This window comes from Qipengyuania polymorpha (assembly GCF_019711435.1).
Taxonomy (GTDB): domain Bacteria; phylum Pseudomonadota; class Alphaproteobacteria; order Sphingomonadales; family Sphingomonadaceae; genus Qipengyuania; species Qipengyuania polymorpha.
The window spans coordinates 692,970-706,740 of record NZ_JAIGNK010000001.1; the positions used below are offsets into that span (position 1 = coordinate 692,970).

Annotated in this window: 16 protein-coding genes; 2 read left to right on the top strand and 14 right to left on the bottom strand. The window is 62.4% G+C overall.

Going from position 1 to position 13,771, the window contains the following annotated elements:
• The first annotated feature begins 49 nt into the window (after positions 1-49).
• The gene (locus K3152_RS03460; protein ID WP_221572614.1) at positions 50-544 is read left to right on the top strand and encodes a hypothetical protein; all 495 of its coding nucleotides are present in this window, start codon (positions 50-52) and stop codon (positions 542-544) included.
• Between the two features lies 1 nt (position 545).
• On the opposite strand, the gene K3152_RS03465 is transcribed toward K3152_RS03460, so the two are convergent.
• The 6 genes from K3152_RS03465 to ychF all read right to left on the bottom strand — a co-directional run bounded on the left by K3152_RS03465 (position 546) and on the right by ychF (position 5,869).
• The gene (locus K3152_RS03465; protein ID WP_221572615.1) at positions 546-1,004 is read right to left on the bottom strand and encodes a MaoC family dehydratase; all 459 of its coding nucleotides are present in this window, start codon (positions 1,002-1,004) and stop codon (positions 546-548) included.
• A gap of 15 nt (positions 1,005-1,019) precedes the next feature.
• Entirely contained in the window at positions 1,020-1,769 is a 750-nt protein-coding gene (locus K3152_RS03470) for a MauE/DoxX family redox-associated membrane protein (RefSeq protein ID WP_221572616.1), read from the bottom strand.
• An 11-nt stretch (positions 1,770-1,780) separates the two neighbouring features.
• Entirely contained in the window at positions 1,781-2,584 is an 804-nt protein-coding gene (locus K3152_RS03475) for a DUF1206 domain-containing protein (RefSeq protein ID WP_221572617.1), read from the bottom strand.
• 27 nt (positions 2,585-2,611) lie between these two features.
• Positions 2,612-3,430, bottom strand: coding sequence for a DUF1206 domain-containing protein (locus tag K3152_RS03480; protein WP_221572618.1), 819 nt, complete (start codon positions 3,428-3,430; stop codon positions 2,612-2,614).
• Between the two features lie 62 nt (positions 3,431-3,492).
• Complete coding sequence (locus tag K3152_RS03485) at positions 3,493-4,755, bottom strand: alkaline phosphatase family protein (RefSeq protein WP_221572619.1); 1,263 nt, start codon at positions 4,753-4,755, stop codon at positions 3,493-3,495.
• 13 nt (positions 4,756-4,768) lie between these two features.
• The gene (gene ychF / locus K3152_RS03490; protein ID WP_221572620.1) at positions 4,769-5,869 is read right to left on the bottom strand and encodes a redox-regulated ATPase YchF; all 1,101 of its coding nucleotides are present in this window, start codon (positions 5,867-5,869) and stop codon (positions 4,769-4,771) included.
• A 110-nt stretch (positions 5,870-5,979) separates the two neighbouring features.
• On the opposite strand from ychF, the gene K3152_RS03495 reads away from it, so the two are divergent.
• Positions 5,980-8,370 (top strand): zinc-dependent metalloprotease, encoded by a 2,391-nt coding sequence (locus K3152_RS03495; protein ID WP_221572621.1) that lies wholly within the window; start codon positions 5,980-5,982, stop codon positions 8,368-8,370.
• Positions 8,371-8,373: 3 nt separating this feature from the next.
• On the opposite strand, the gene K3152_RS03500 is transcribed toward K3152_RS03495, so the two are convergent.
• The 8 genes from K3152_RS03500 to K3152_RS03535 form a co-directional block, all read right to left on the bottom strand.
• Positions 8,374-9,375 carry an SDR family oxidoreductase gene (locus tag K3152_RS03500; RefSeq protein ID WP_221572622.1) on the bottom strand — a complete coding sequence of 334 codons (1,002 nt, stop codon included), beginning with the start codon at positions 9,373-9,375 and terminating at the stop codon, positions 8,374-8,376.
• Positions 9,376-9,462: 87 nt separating this feature from the next.
• On the bottom strand, positions 9,463-9,756 hold the full coding sequence (locus tag K3152_RS03505) for a hypothetical protein (RefSeq protein WP_221572623.1): 294 nt from the start codon (positions 9,754-9,756) through the stop codon (positions 9,463-9,465).
• 61 nt (positions 9,757-9,817) lie between these two features.
• On the bottom strand, positions 9,818-10,387 hold the full coding sequence (pth, locus tag K3152_RS03510; RefSeq protein WP_221572624.1) for an aminoacyl-tRNA hydrolase: 570 nt from the start codon (positions 10,385-10,387) through the stop codon (positions 9,818-9,820).
• A 347-nt stretch (positions 10,388-10,734) separates the two neighbouring features.
• Positions 10,735-11,427, bottom strand: a complete 693-nt coding sequence (locus K3152_RS03515; RefSeq protein ID WP_221572625.1) for a 50S ribosomal protein L25/general stress protein Ctc — start codon at positions 11,425-11,427, stop codon at positions 10,735-10,737.
• Between the two features lie 167 nt (positions 11,428-11,594).
• The gene (locus K3152_RS03520; protein WP_247713133.1) at positions 11,595-12,515 is read right to left on the bottom strand and encodes a TraB/GumN family protein; all 921 of its coding nucleotides are present in this window, start codon (positions 12,513-12,515) and stop codon (positions 11,595-11,597) included.
• Between the two features lie 91 nt (positions 12,516-12,606).
• Positions 12,607-12,804, bottom strand: coding sequence for a helix-turn-helix transcriptional regulator (locus K3152_RS03525; RefSeq protein ID WP_221572626.1), 198 nt, complete (start codon positions 12,802-12,804; stop codon positions 12,607-12,609).
• A gap of 19 nt (positions 12,805-12,823) precedes the next feature.
• Positions 12,824-13,249 carry a hypothetical protein gene (locus K3152_RS03530; RefSeq protein ID WP_221572627.1) on the bottom strand — a complete coding sequence of 142 codons (426 nt, stop codon included), beginning with the start codon at positions 13,247-13,249 and terminating at the stop codon, positions 12,824-12,826.
• A gap of 74 nt (positions 13,250-13,323) precedes the next feature.
• Positions 13,324-13,644 (bottom strand): UrcA family protein, encoded by a 321-nt coding sequence (locus tag K3152_RS03535; protein WP_221572628.1) that lies wholly within the window; start codon positions 13,642-13,644, stop codon positions 13,324-13,326.
• Between the last annotated feature and the right edge of the window lie 127 nt (positions 13,645-13,771).

Here is a 13,771-nt window from a genome sequence, read left to right on the forward strand (position 1 = left end):
GGGTTAAGCTCTCGATGGAAGACGTCGAGAAGCTGTTCGGGAGACATTGATGCGCTGGATTATCGCTGCCTTGCCGCTCGCGCTGGCAGCCTGTGGTGGCCTGACACCCGCTGAAGAAGAGGCTGCGCGGCAAGCTGCGGTGGCCGAGGTGGAGGCCAACCAGGAGCCGCCTCCCGAGGTCCTGGAACTCGACCGGATCCGCTTTGCCGATATCGAGAAGTTCGACCTCTTCGGAGCGGGCTGCAATTTTTCGCCCGATGGCGACGCTTCCGCTCCGGTAGCATTGGCGCAGGCAGACGCCGGGTATTTGATACGGCGCGGTGAATTGCAGAAGCTGGCTTCCGACAAGGGCAGCGCGGAGATGCCCTATATGTCGCACCGCAAATATGACGGGCGGGAATATTCCTTCACGCTCGATTTCGACGAGGCGAAGGGGCGGCAAAGCGGTTACGAGACAATGGATTACGACGGCACTCTGACAGTGCGTGATGGCTCCGACAACGTGCTGTATCTGGCCGATGGCCTCGTGCAGTGCGGGGCGTGAGCTAGTCCGAACCGCCCGGGTCGCGCGTGCGGATAAGGGCGTTCGAAATCATTTCGAGCACCATCTCGTCATGCTGGTTGAAGGTGCGGATACGGCTCTTGAAGATACCCATTTCGGGCCGCGAGGCGCTGCGGCGTTTTTCGAGGATTTCGGTTTCGCAGCGCAGCGTATCACCGGGGTAGACCGGCTTTTTCCAGCGTAGCTGGTCGACCCCGGGTGAGCCCAATCCGGCGGACTTCTCGTTCATCATGTTGTCGACCATCATCCGCATGGTCATCGAACAGGTGTGCCATCCGCTGGCGGAGATCCTTCCGAAATGCGTCTGCGCGGCGATGTCGTCGTCAAGGTGGAAAGGCTGCGGGTCGTATTTCGACGCGAATTCGATCACTTCCTCGCGCGTAACTTCATAGCCGCCGAAGCTGCGCGTCATGCCGATCTCGAGGTCTTCGTAGAATATCATGAGCGCCTGCTTGGACTACACCATGGGGCGTAGCAACATCCAAATCGCCATGCCTATCATCGCGAGGTTCTCGGTCAGCGAGACGAAACCCAGCGGCACGTTCGCGCTGCCACCCACGCAGGCGCATTTGATTGAACGTTTCTGGATGTAGACCGCGTAGAAGACGCTGACCGCGCCGATTGTGCCGATGAAAAGTGCGATCGGGATTGAGAGCCATGGCAGCACGCGGCCCGCCATCAGCACCGCCGCCGTCGCCTCGAGGAAGGGATAGGCATAGGCGTAGGGCACCCATTTCTTCCCCAGCAGGTCGTAGCCCACGAACATGGTCGAGAATTGCTCGACATCCTGCAGCTTGAGCATGGCCAGCATTGCCATCGAGAAAGCGACGAACCATTCTCCGGTGCGGATGGTGAAGGGGGCCTGATAGACGAATAGGCTGAGCGCGACGGCCAGCGCCGCACCAACTGCGAAGACAGCGATGACCGGCCGGTAGCTGGTGTCGCTTGTCGTTTCCTTGTCGTAACCGAAGTGCTTGCGAAGGTCGGTATAGCCGCCGATGCGCTCGTCGCCGATGAAGCTTTGCGGGGTGGTCTTGACCCCGTGCTCGGCCTTGAATGCGTCGGTTGCCTCGCGCGTGGTCAAGGGGTGGTCCTCGACCGTGTAACCCTCGCGTTCAAGCACCCATTTGGACTTGATGCCATAGGGGCAGACATGGTTCTCCATCGCCATGCGATAGAGGCGGGCGGTCTTTTGCGGTTTGCTCATGGTCTCCAATGTCAGGCGCGAAAATGCGGTTTCAAGCCCTCGGGGCCGAAATCGGGAATGATGCGATAGCGCGCAGTGAACAGGCTGAAGATGCCGAACATGATGAGGCCAATGGCGACCAGTGTGAATATGAGGCCGGTGTCTCGCAGCGAGAGGATTGCCTCACCGAGGCCCACGACCCGTTCTTCCTTCTCGGCCCATGCCCCGCGTACCATCGACCATCCAATGAGCAGGAAAACGACCGCTCGGGCGAAATGTCCGGCGCGCCCGATGGGCTTGGCGATATTGGGAGCACGCGAACTGATGCGATGCATGAAGTGGGCGGTGAAGCCGGTCTTCGCTTGCATGAAGGCGCCCACGAGGAAGCCGATGCCGACCACGATGATGACAATCCAGCCGATTTCCATCTGGAGGATCGATCCGGCCATCTCCTGCCCGCTGCTATCGCCCTCGCTGCTGCGCTTCTCACCGGTGGCGAACTGGAAGCAAGCATAGGCAAGGAACATGTGGGCCACCGCGCTGGCGGCATCGCCGATGCGTTTCATGATGCCCGTCGGGTCGGTTCCACGATGCTGCAGGTCGCTGATTGCACACATCAGGCGGAAGGCGACATAGGCGAGGAGGCCGATGGTCATCACCCACAGGATGGGCGTGCCGAAAGGAACTTCCTGGATATAGTCGTAAACCGCGCTGCCGCCGCCCTTGGCATCGCCCCTCGTGCTCAGCGCGATATAGCCGAGCAAGAGGTAGGTGATGCCGCGCGCGGCGAAGCCCGTGCGCACCAGCCAGTTGAACTTTTCGGACTTGTCCACCATGGCCGGTGCGCTTTCGCCGGAGGGCCGTCAGGCGCGGAACTTGGGCACGCCAGCGTCGCTGTCGAGCTCGGGAATGATGCGATAGCGCGCCAGCACGAGGCTGAAGAGCCCGAACAGCATCAGGCCGATAGCGGTGAGAGTGAAGATGAAGCCATCGCCCGCGAGGCTGGCCATGGCATCGCCCAGCGTCTTCACCTGGCTCGCGCCGCTCGACATGAAGCCTGCCTTGAACAGCGACCAGCCGATAACCGTGTAGACCACGCCGCGAGCCACATAGCCTGCGCCGCCGAGCCAGCGAGTGGCCGAAGGGGCCTGACCGCTGATGCGGTTCATGAACTCGCCGGTGATGCCCTTCTTCACCTGGAAAATGGCGGCGATGAAGAATGCGACGCCAAGGATTCCGAGAAGTGCGCCGCCGAATTCCATTGATAGAACACCCGAGGCGGCTTCCTGAGCACCACCTCCGCCGTCCGAGCCGCTCGAGGTGCCTGAACTGTCGCGGCCAGCAAACTGGTATGCTGAATAGGCGAGCGCGATATGGGCGATGCCGCTACCGGCGTGGCCGATGCGCTTGGCCCAACCCTTGCCGTCGCTTCCCTGATTTTCGATGTCGAACAGAGGCGAGCAGAAACGGAAGAGCGCATAGGCGGTGAGGCCGATGACCATGATCCAGAGGATCACATTGCCGCCGGGGAAATCGTTGATTGCACGGAAGATGCCGTTGGTGCCCTCGGCAATTTTGCTGGCGCTGGTGAGCGCGACGAGGCCGAGCACGAAATACAGGATTGCACGGCTGAAATAGCCGACACGCACGAGCCAGCTGAACTTTTCGGATTTATCTACCACCAGGAAACTCCCCTTGTTTGGGAAGCTAACGGCAGGAGAGGGCGAAGCGTTCCGCTTGCCGTTCAATCGCTTGTGGAAAGTGCGTCCAGCAGATTGCTGTCGAGCGTGGTGCGTGACGCGCCGGGCAAGCCGATGAGGTGACGCAGGAGCGGGGCCACAGCGGTATTCTGGAACACCGGCGTCGTGGCTCCCGAGCGGAAGGCAGGCCCACTGGCGATGAAGATGGCCTGCATCTCGGGCGCAAACGGGTCGTAGCCGTGGTTGCCGCCGGTCCAGGAACCCGACGACCGCGAGCGGCTGATGGTCCAGCCGGTTTCGGGCAGGCAGAAGTAGGGCGGGATGCGGTCGTGCGTACCGTATTCATAGCGCGCAGGAATGTCCTGCTTGGCCCAGCAGGTCATGTGGTCATGCTTGGCAAGGATGGCTTCGCGGAACTCGCGGCTCTTGCCCTCGGCAGGCTCGAAAGTGGCATAGGCCCCCGCCTCGATCAGGCGGTAGAGCGAGCTGTCGACCACTTCGTCGAGCGCGATGACACGCTCCGAACTCGTGGCCGCCATACCGTGGTCGGACACGATGACGAGATTGGCCGGCTGGCCGAACTCTTCAAGGCCTTCGACCAGCATCGCGATATGCGCATCGACATCGCGCAGGGCCTCGTTGACTTCCTCGCTTTCGGGTCCGCCATCGTGGCCCGCACTGTCGACCGTGTCGAAATAGAGCGTCAGAAACTCGGGGCGGATGTCGGCGGGGCGGCGCAGCCAGTCGAGAACCGAGTTGACGCGCTGCGTGTTCGAGACCTGCATCGAGAATTGCTGCCAGTCGCTCGGCAGGATGCCGTCGGTGACCGGGCCATAGCGCACCGCCGTGCCGCCCCATGGAACAGCCGAACCGGGCCAGAACATCGCGGCGCTGCGGATGCCTGCCTCTTCCGCCTCGACCCAGACGGGCTTGGCCTGGTTCCACCAATACGGGTCGACCGTGGCCATGGTGAAGGGCTCTTCGGGCTTGCCCTGGTCTTCCATGCGGTTGGCGGTGATGCCGTGCTTGTCCGGCACGAGGCCGGTCACAAGCGTCCAGTGATTGGGGAAGGTCTTGGTCGGGAAGGACGGGCGCATCGCCGCGCGCACGCCGCCGTCTGCCAGCGCGCTCAACGTCGGCGTGATGCCGCGGTCGAGATAGTCGGGATGGAAACCGTCGATGGAAACGAGAATGGTCACCGGCTCGCGCTGTTCGGCCTGAACCGCGGAGACGCTCTCAACCTGCGGAGCGCAGGCCGCCAGTGTCGTGGCCGTGGCTAGGGCGAGGGCAATGACCAGTTTCTTCATCGACGCGTTTTCCTCAGACGTTGAACTTGAACAGCATCACGTCGCCGTCCTTCACGAGGTATTCCTTGCCTTCCTGGCGCAGCTTGCCCGCATCGCGCGCACCGCTTTCGCCGCCGAGTGCGACGTAATCGTCATAGGCAATCGTCTCGGCACGGATGAAGCCGCGTTCGAAATCGGTGTGGATTTCGCCCGCTGCCTGCGGAGCCTTGGCACCTTCGGGGAAGGTCCATGCGCGCGCTTCCTTGGGGCCGGCGGTGAAGAAGGTGTTGAGGCCGAGCAGGCGGTACCCGGCCTTGATGACGCGGCTGAGACCGCTTTCCTCAAGGCCCAGCTCGGCGAGATATTCGGCGCGGTCTTCGGCCTCCATCGCGACCAGCTCGCTTTCGATGGCGGCAGAGACGACGACCGCCTGCGCGCCCTCGGCCTTGGCCTTTTCGAACACGATGTCGGACAGCGCATTGCCCTTCGCCGCGTCTTCCTCGCCCACGTTGCAGACATAGAGCACGGGCTTGGCGGTCAGCAGCTGCGCCTGGCGCAGCACGCGCGCCTCTTCCTCGTCATTGGGCTCGGTCAGACGGGCGGGCTTGCCATCGCGCAGCAGGGCTAGCGCCTGGCCGAGCACGCTTGCGACAATCTTCGATTCCTTGTCGCCCGCCGTGGCGCGCTTTTCCGCTGCCGGGACGCGCTTTTCGAGGCTTTCGAGATCGGAGAGCATGAGCTCGGTCTCGACCACTTCGGCATCGGCAATCGGGTCGACCTTGTTCGACACGTGCTGGATGTCGTCATCCTCGAAGCAGCGCAGGACATGGACGATGGCATCCACCTCGCGGATGTTGCCGAGGAACTGGTTGCCGAGGCCTTCGCCCTGGCTCGCGCCCTTCACGAGGCCCGCGATGTCGACGAAGGCGAGCTGCGTCGGGATGATCTTGGCTGAGCCTGCGATGGCGGCAATCTTGTCCAGCCGCTCGTCGGGCACGGAAACCTGGCCAACATTCGGCTCGATCGTGCAGAACGGATAGTTCGCAGCCTGTGCGGCCTGCGTCTCGGTCAATGCATTGAAAAGGGTGGACTTGCCCACATTGGGCAGGCCGACGATCCCGCAACGGAAACCCATCGATAACTCCGGAAAATAAGTGTTGGCCGCGCCCTTAGCGGGTCAGGACCGCGAGGGGAAGCGCGCTCTGGAGATGAGGGTGGCTCGACAAGAGGGCAAGCGGTGATAGCATGAGCTGGATATCTCAGGGGGAGACCAACGAAATGCGCCGCTTCGGATTTGCTGTAACGTTTGCCTTGGCGACCGCGCTGGCCGCGACCTCGGCGGCAGCGCAGGACAGGCTGCTCGAAGTCGAGGCGGCGATGGACGAGAGTTCAATCACGGTCACACTCCCCAAGCCGGACGAACGCGGCGTGGCGGCTCGATATCTTTACGTTGCGCAAATCGAAACCGGAGTGGGTTCGGCGGCGACCAGCGTCGATCGCGGTGCGCCGCTCACTACCGGCATCCTGCGGTTCCGGCGTATGGGCAAGAAGGTGGTGGCCGAGCTGGAGAACACCCAGTTCGCGGCCCCTGATGGAAGCGCCTTGCAGCAGGCCTCGGTCACAAACAGCTTCCCGACAGCGACCTTGTGGGTCGGGGAAATCTCCGAGACGGCTGAGGACGGCAGCTTCAGCTTCGATATCTCTTCCTTCCTCGCGATGGATCACTTCGGTTTCGCCGGCCAGCTTGGCGAAACCTATGCGCTCAGCAAGGAAGGCTCGCTGGCAGATCCCTCCCGCGTTCAGGTGTTTCCGGAGAATGCCGAGTTCTCGGCCATGCTGACCTTCAAGGCGAAACAGGCGGATGCCAGCCTGCGCAACGTCTCGCCCGACGGCGGTACGATCGCGCTGTGGGTCCGGCATTCGCTGGTGAAGCTGCCGGATGAGCCCATGCCTGTGCGGACCGATCCCTATGGCTTTGCCTTCAGCACCTACCGCTATGACTTTTCCGCCCCGCTCGGGGAATCGATGCTGACAAAGCTGGCCCAGCGGCATCGGCTGGAAAAGACCGACCCGGCGGCCGCGCGCTCGCCGGTGAAAGAGCCGATCGTATTCTATGTCGATGGCGCTGCTCCCGAACCCGTAAGGCAAGCGCTGATCGACGGGGTTGGCTGGTGGGCACAAGCGTTCGACGAGGCAGGCTTTGTGGACGCATTCCGGGTCGAAGTGTTGCCGGAGAATATCGACCCGCTCGACATGCGTTACAACGTCGTCAACTGGGTCAACCGCGCGACGAGGGGCTGGTCCTACGGGCCGAGCATCGTCGATCCGCGCACGGGCGAGATCCTGAAGGGCAGTGTGATGCTGGGCTCGCTGCGTGTGCGGCAGGATATCATGATCTTCCAGGCTCTGATGGGCGCAGGCCTTACCAACACCGGCGATCCCAACGATCCGGTCGCAATGGCGCTTGCCCGCATCCGCCAGTTGGGCGCGCACGAGGTCGGACACACACTGGGGCTGGCGCATAATTTTGCCGGCAGTTCGCAGGAGCGTTATTCTGTCATGGACTACCCTGCGCCGCGCGTGGAACTGGTCGATGGCAGGCCCAGCATCGCCAATGCCTACGGCGTTGGGGTGGGCGAGTGGGACAAGTTCGCCATCCGCTATCTTTATGCAGCCCGCACGGACGAGGAAGCGCGCACCATGGTGGACGAGGCGCGCGAACGCGGATTGCGGTTCGTGAGCGATGCCGATGCACGAGGAACCTCTGCGGCGAACCCGCACGGCTCGCTATGGGACGATGCGGCCGATCCGGTCGCGGAACTGGACCGGGTCCTGGCTGTCCGGCGCGCTGCGCTCGCCCGCTTCGATGTGGACGCTATTCCGGATGGGCAGGACTTGCCGAGCCTGCGCCGCGCCTTCGTGCCGATCTGGCTGCTGCATCGCTATCAGGTCGAAGCGGCCGCCAAGGCGCTGGGCGGAATGGTGACACCGCACGGACTTGCTGGCGATAGTGCACAGGTCGAAACCGTAAGCGCTCGCACCCAGCAGGAAGCGCTCGACGTGCTGCTCCGGGCGCTTAGCCCCCGAGAGCTGACCGTCCCCGACAGGCTCCAGCCGCTACTATCTTATGGACCTGCGACCGATTACGATTACTCGACGACGATCGAGGTCATTCCGACCGCCGGAGGACCGGTGTTCGACAGCCTGCGGGCGACGGAGATCGGCGCGGTGCATGTCCTCGACAGCCTGCTCGATCCGCAGCGGTTGAACCGCCTGGAGATGCAAAACGCCGCTTCGCCCGAAATACCCTCGGCGCATGAGGTGTTGGGGCGGCTGATCTTCCATGCCGACAACCTGGGAGGCAAGGGCGCAGTGGGAAGACGGATCGCCACGACCATCGCACTGGATCTTGCACGGACCTTGCAGGAAGGCGCGCTATCCCGGTCGATTGCCATGCAGGGCGAGGGACAGTTGGCGCGCTGGGCACAGGAACTGTCGCGCACGCGAGGTCGCGGTGTGGAAGCCGACTGGCGACGCGGACTGGGGGCCTTGCTGTCCGACAGCGAACGCCTTGCCGGAGCGCTCAAGGACCCGGCGCTGCTGCCGATGGTCCCGCCGGGCAGCCCGATCGGCTAATCGTCAGGCCTTGTGGACGGCCCTGATCATCGGGCCGTAGGGACTCTCGCCGAGCCATTCGAGCTGGACCTTCGCGCAAACCTCGTTGATCGGGATCTGCGGTTTGGGACCGGGGTGGACCGGCTTGCGCAAGGGCCGTGTTCCGGGAGGCATGGCGATAATTCGTGCAATGGCATTCGGTACGTCCATCGGATCGGTCGTCCCACCGCCGTTACCGCCTACCTGACGCATCTGCGCGATCATGGCGGTGTAGCCGGAGGTGTGCTTTTCTTCCGCCCTGTCGAGGAGCTTCATCGACATGCGGTTGGCGTTCGCCCAGATTTCGGTCGGGTATCCGCCCGGCTCGATAATCGTGACCTCGATGTTATGTGGCACGAGTTCGTAAGCCATCTGCTCGCTCAGCGCCTCGAGCGCGAACTTGGTCGGCGAATACTGGCCGAAGCCCGGGACCATGACGCGGCCAAGCTGCGAGGTGACGTTGAAGATCTGTCCGGACTTACGGGCGCGCATGGCGGGTAGCGCGGCGCGCGCCATGCGATGCGGGCCGTAGACATTGGTATCGAAGAGCAGGTGCGTGGCTTGCATGTCCTGGATTTCGATCGGGCCTGCGGTCGAAATGCCGGCGTTGTTCACCAGCACGTCCAGCGCGCCGCCATTGATGCGCTCGGCCTCCGCGACTCCCGATGCAACCATTGCATCGTCGGTCACATCGATTTCGATGACGCGAAGGTCCAGCTTTTCATTTTTGGCCAGCTCGCGAAGCTCGTCTGCTTCAGGTCGCGGGAGATTGCGCATGGTGGCAAAGACGCGTGCCCCCTTCCGGGCGAAACTTTCCGCCATCAGCCTGCCGAAGCCGGAAGAGCAACCGGTGATGAGGATGGCTTTCCCCGAAAGGTCGGGCGGCGCAGCCTCGACCTTGTCACTCTGTGCGACGGCAGCCGTAGCGGCGATGGCTCCAGTGGCCGCCGCCGAGGCCAGTAGCGTGCGGCGGGTCAGGTCGGTCATGGTGTGTCTCCTCGCTCTGGCAGCAAGGCTACACAGGTTTCCGCCGGTTCGGCAAATGCGATGATGGCACAACCTTCGCCGACCCAATCAATCGAGCGGGGCGTCGTGCTCCTGCGGAAGCTTGCCACGCCGCCGCATGGCCCTCTCGAAGGCCGCGTCGACATCGAAATCTTCGCCACTGTCCTCTTGGGCCATGGCCTCGCCAAGCGAGCGGACAAGGGCTTGCTTGTAGAGGTTGCCGAAAATCGTCGCCGCAGCTGCTATCGACACCAGCACCAGCGTTATTATCCTCGCGCTGGTGCTCATTTCCGACGCGAAGAAGATGGCTGCCTGGAAGGCAATCAGCAGGATGACCAGAAAGGCGGTAATCTTCTTTCGCATGGCGATGTCATGCTCTGTGCCCCCGAAGCGCCGAATATTCGGTTAAGTACCGGGAAGAACCTTATTCCTGCATCCTGAGTGCGATATCGTTCATGAAGCGCACGTCGTCATTCTTCGCCAGCCACTCGGCCTCCGCGCCCATCGCGCCGAGCATGTTGGCGAGGTCGTCCATCTCGCTCTTGGCGTAATTGCCGAGCACGTGGCCGGTCACACGGTCCTTGTGACCCGGATGGCCGATGCCGATGCGCACGCGGCGGAAATCGGGGCCGAGATGCTGGTTGATGGAGCGCAGGCCGTTGTGTCCTGCAAGGCCGCCGCCACGCCGCACCTTGACCTTGAACGGCGCAAGGTCGAGTTCATCATGGAACACGGTCAGTGCCTCGATATCGAGCTTGTAGAAGCGCATTGCTTCACCGACCGCCTGGCCGCTCTTGTTCATGAAGGTAGCGGGCTTGAGGAGGATGATTTTTTCACCCCCGATGCGCCCTTCCTGAACCCAGCCGGAGAACTTCTTCTGCACCGGACCGAAGCCATGGATTTCGGCAATGGCGTCGCACACCATGAAACCGATGTTGTGCCGGTGCATGGCGTAAGTGGGTCCGGGATTACCGAGGCCTGTCCAAATCTGCATGGGTGCGGGTTAGGGGCGTTTGGTCCGTGCCTCAAGCGCCGGAGTCTTTGTTTTTCGCACCGACCTCCGTCGGTGCGTCCTCGCTAGACGTGCGGCAAGCCGCACCCGCTGCGGGCGGGCGGTCGCCCTTGCGGTCCGCCCGTCGCGGACCGTTCCACTGCCAGATAGAGGTTCTTGTACTTGGTCACGGCAGTCAAAGCGCGACTGCGCGCCGGCCGGTCAGGCCGAAGCCAAGCCGCACGGAAGTGCGGCGCCCGGCGTTTGAGGGATAAAACAAATCGAAAAACAAGAACGCCGGCCTCTTGCGAGACCGGCGCCCTGGTGATTTCTCGGCAAGGGAGACGAGCTTATTCGCTCTTGTCTTCCTGTTCCTGAGCCGCATCTTCGTCGGCACCCTGTTCGGTGGCCGGGACGTCCTGCGGATCGACATCGTCTTCGCCTTCTTCGCCTTCAGCGCCTTCGCTCTTCTTGAGAGCCGACGGAGCGACGAGGGTTGCGATGGTGAAGTCGCGGTCGGTGATGGCGCTTTCGGCACCTTCAGGCAGCGTGACTTCGCTGATGTGGATCGAATCGCCGACTTCCTTGCCGGTGACGTCGATTTCGATTTCGCTCGGGATCTTGTCGTTTTCGCAAACGAGGTCGAGTTCGTGACGGACAACATTCAGCACGCCGCCCTTCTTGAGGCCCGGCGAGGCTTCTTCGTTCATGAAGACAACCGGAACCTGGACTTCGATCTTGCCGCCCTTGGCGAGACGGAAGAAGTCGACATGCTCGGGGCGGTCGGAGACGGGGTGAAGCGACACGTCCTTCGGAAGCGTCTTTACCTTCTTGCCACCAAGCTCGATCGTGACGATCGAGTTCATGAAGTGGCCGGTGCCGAGCTGCTTGACCAGCTCTTTCGCTTCGACGTGAATCAGGGTGGGTTCTTCCTTGCCGCCATAGATGACAGCAGGAACACGGCCTTCGCGACGCAGTGCACGGGAGGCTCCCTTGCCAGCCCGTTCGCGCGTCTCGGCCGGAAGTGTCAGAGCATCGCTCATGTCGCTTACCTTTCGAAATGCATTGATTTACAAGTCCGGTCCGCCACGCCTCCAGGGATGACCATGACGCCGGAGCGCGCGCCTATAGCGTGAGGGGCGCAGAATGCAAGGCAAAAGCCCTCCGCCGCGCGTGGGCGGTAGAGGGCTTCGGTTGCGCCGAGTTGCGCTTACTGGATGCGCGTGACGGTGATGTCGCGCTGCGCAAGGTAGTCCTGCACGCTCTTCTCGCCCGCAAGATGACCGGCACCCACGGCGATGAAGACCTGTCCGGGCTCGTCCATGCGCGCATCGATCCATTCTGCCCAGCGCTCGTTACGGGTATGCAGGAGGACTGTGGCGGCCACCGGGTCGGTCATTTCCGAATTCATCAGGGCCGCAAGGCTGTCGGCATCGCCTTCGAGCCATTCGTTGAGCATCTCGTCCATCATCGCCACGACGCGGTCGAGGTCCTTCGCCGACGACATCAGAAAAGCAACCTGGCTCTTGGGCGGGAGCTTGTCGAAAAAGTCGAGCTGCTGCTCGGCTGTTTCGAGTGCAAGACGCGTCGCGTCGGCGGGAGCAGCGGCTTCGATGACGCTCTCCGCACCGCTTTCCGGGTCGTAGCCGTTCATGATGAGCGGCATCACGGCGAGGGTGATGCCGGCGAGCCAGGGCTCGTACCGGTCGAAGGCATCTGCCGGGGCACCAAGCTGTGTAAGGGCCGCCTCATATTGCTGGCGCTGTTCGGGATTGAGCAGGCCGCGCAGCGTCTTGCCCTCGGGCAGTGTGCCCTTGGCCACGACCGCAGCCTTCATGGCAGGCTCGTCCATCGCGCCCTCGGGTATTTCCGTGACCAACGTGTCGCTCGTCTCCAGAGCGCGAGCGATATTGCCGCTGAACCATTGCACATTGGCAGGCAGGATATGGACCGTGCCGAAGAGGTAGATGGTCGTGTCCTCATCCTCGACCTTCCACAGCGCGGGCCCGGTCTGCTGCGGTGCAGGCGCATTGATGGTGCGCATGGGCTCTACGCGCTGCGCGGCGGCGGGTGCGCTTCCCGCAAAGGTCACGGCAAGGCTGGCGCAAGTGGCGAGGAAGAGACGTTTCAACTCGAATACTCCTGAGTGTTTCGGAGAGGGTGTAGGGCAGGCAAGTGAATGATTTCGTAACGCTCAGGCGAGGATGGGCGGCTGGCAGAGGTCAGTCATGTTCGTCATCGAAGATGTCCTCGATTGGCATGTCGAATAGGCGTGCGATACGGAAGGCAAGGGGCAGCGAAGGGTCGTGCTTGCCGGTCTCGATGGCATTCACGGCCTGCCGCGAGACATCGAGCTGGACGGCGAGCTCCGCCTGGCTCCACTCGCGTTCGGCTCTCAGGACACGGAGGCGATTTTTCATGGAATGTCTCCCGCAGGCTTCACATGGTTCCGCGCAGGCGGGCCCATGCATTGGCTAGGAAGAAGGACCCGAGCGTGATCGGAAGGGCGTGTGTGCTGGTCGGAAGGTCCTGCCCGCGCGCTTCACCCGTATGCGCTTCCATGAACCCATCCACGAAGCCCTCGGCGAAGGGCACCATCAGGAGAAAAACAACGGTTATGACGAAGGCGATACTGGTGCCGACCCGCCAGAGAGCCGCGGTGTATTCGTCGGCATTGCGCGTTCGGAACATCACTATGATTGTCGCCAGGAGGGCGAGAGCCAGCAGGGGTGAGATGTCGCCCAGGAAGCTGGCCGGAAAATATTTCGCGGCAATGAAAGCCAAATAGGCAAGGAAAGCGAGGAGCGACGCGATGTTGTGTCGCCTTACTCTGCGTTCGCGCTGGGAAAGGGGAGTGCTGCTCATTTTCGGTTCCGTATCGTTCATTCAATAGGGGGCGTCGGAGCTTCGTTGTCGCGTAAAGCTCCGGCGCTAAGAGGTCAGGCATTCCCGTCGAATTTGATAAGGGCGAAACGTCCTGAGCGTGCTGCGGCGATGGCGAGTTCGACCTTTTTGGCGGCGTTCTTGGCCATGGCAAGGCGGCATTCCCGTTCGGCGCGGCGCGTTTCTGCGTCAAAGCCTCCGAGGCGGCATGCGCGGCGCGCGGCGTTTTCGATGCGGCGTTCGAGCTTTTCCTGGTCGACGCTCTGCGTAAGGTCGAGGTCGGCAGTGGCGACCGAAACGCTCGGTGCATCCTTAGCGGCGGCAGGCGTGGCGATGACTGCGAGGGCAGCGGCGGCGAATGCGAAAGTCTTTTTCATGTCAGGTCTCCAGCTTGGATGTAGGGTCCAGTGGTTAGGTCAACCTTCCTTCTTGTCAGGTTGTCCTGACTATATGTCGCGATTCGCTTACAATGTCAACACTACCTGACACAATGTCGGGAAAACC

What these genes read in the sequence shown, in the direction of transcription:
- K3152_RS03460 (WP_221572614.1), top strand. Translation starts at nt 50, where the DNA reads ATGCGCTGGATTATCGCTGCCTTGCCGCTCGCGCTGGCAGCCTGTGGT.
- K3152_RS03465 (WP_221572615.1), bottom strand. Translation starts at nt 1,004, where the DNA reads ATGATATTCTACGAAGACCTCGAGATCGGCATGACGCGCAGCTTCGGC.
- K3152_RS03470 (WP_221572616.1), bottom strand. Translation starts at nt 1,769, where the DNA reads ATGAGCAAACCGCAAAAGACCGCCCGCCTCTATCGCATGGCGATGGAG.
- K3152_RS03475 (WP_221572617.1), bottom strand. Translation starts at nt 2,584, where the DNA reads ATGGTGGACAAGTCCGAAAAGTTCAACTGGCTGGTGCGCACGGGCTTC.
- K3152_RS03485 (WP_221572619.1), bottom strand. Translation starts at nt 4,755, where the DNA reads ATGAAGAAACTGGTCATTGCCCTCGCCCTAGCCACGGCCACGACACTG.
- ychF (WP_221572620.1), bottom strand. Translation starts at nt 5,869, where the DNA reads ATGGGTTTCCGTTGCGGGATCGTCGGCCTGCCCAATGTGGGCAAGTCC.
- K3152_RS03495 (WP_221572621.1), top strand. Translation starts at nt 5,980, where the DNA reads ATGAGCTGGATATCTCAGGGGGAGACCAACGAAATGCGCCGCTTCGGA.
- K3152_RS03500 (WP_221572622.1), bottom strand. Translation starts at nt 9,375, where the DNA reads ATGACCGACCTGACCCGCCGCACGCTACTGGCCTCGGCGGCGGCCACT.
- K3152_RS03505 (WP_221572623.1), bottom strand. Translation starts at nt 9,756, where the DNA reads ATGCGAAAGAAGATTACCGCCTTTCTGGTCATCCTGCTGATTGCCTTC.
- pth (WP_221572624.1), bottom strand. Translation starts at nt 10,387, where the DNA reads ATGCAGATTTGGACAGGCCTCGGTAATCCCGGACCCACTTACGCCATG.
- K3152_RS03515 (WP_221572625.1), bottom strand. Translation starts at nt 11,427, where the DNA reads ATGAGCGATGCTCTGACACTTCCGGCCGAGACGCGCGAACGGGCTGGC.
- K3152_RS03525 (WP_221572626.1), bottom strand. Translation starts at nt 12,804, where the DNA reads ATGAAAAATCGCCTCCGTGTCCTGAGAGCCGAACGCGAGTGGAGCCAG.
- K3152_RS03530 (WP_221572627.1), bottom strand. Translation starts at nt 13,249, where the DNA reads ATGAGCAGCACTCCCCTTTCCCAGCGCGAACGCAGAGTAAGGCGACAC.
- K3152_RS03535 (WP_221572628.1), bottom strand. Translation starts at nt 13,644, where the DNA reads ATGAAAAAGACTTTCGCATTCGCCGCCGCTGCCCTCGCAGTCATCGCC.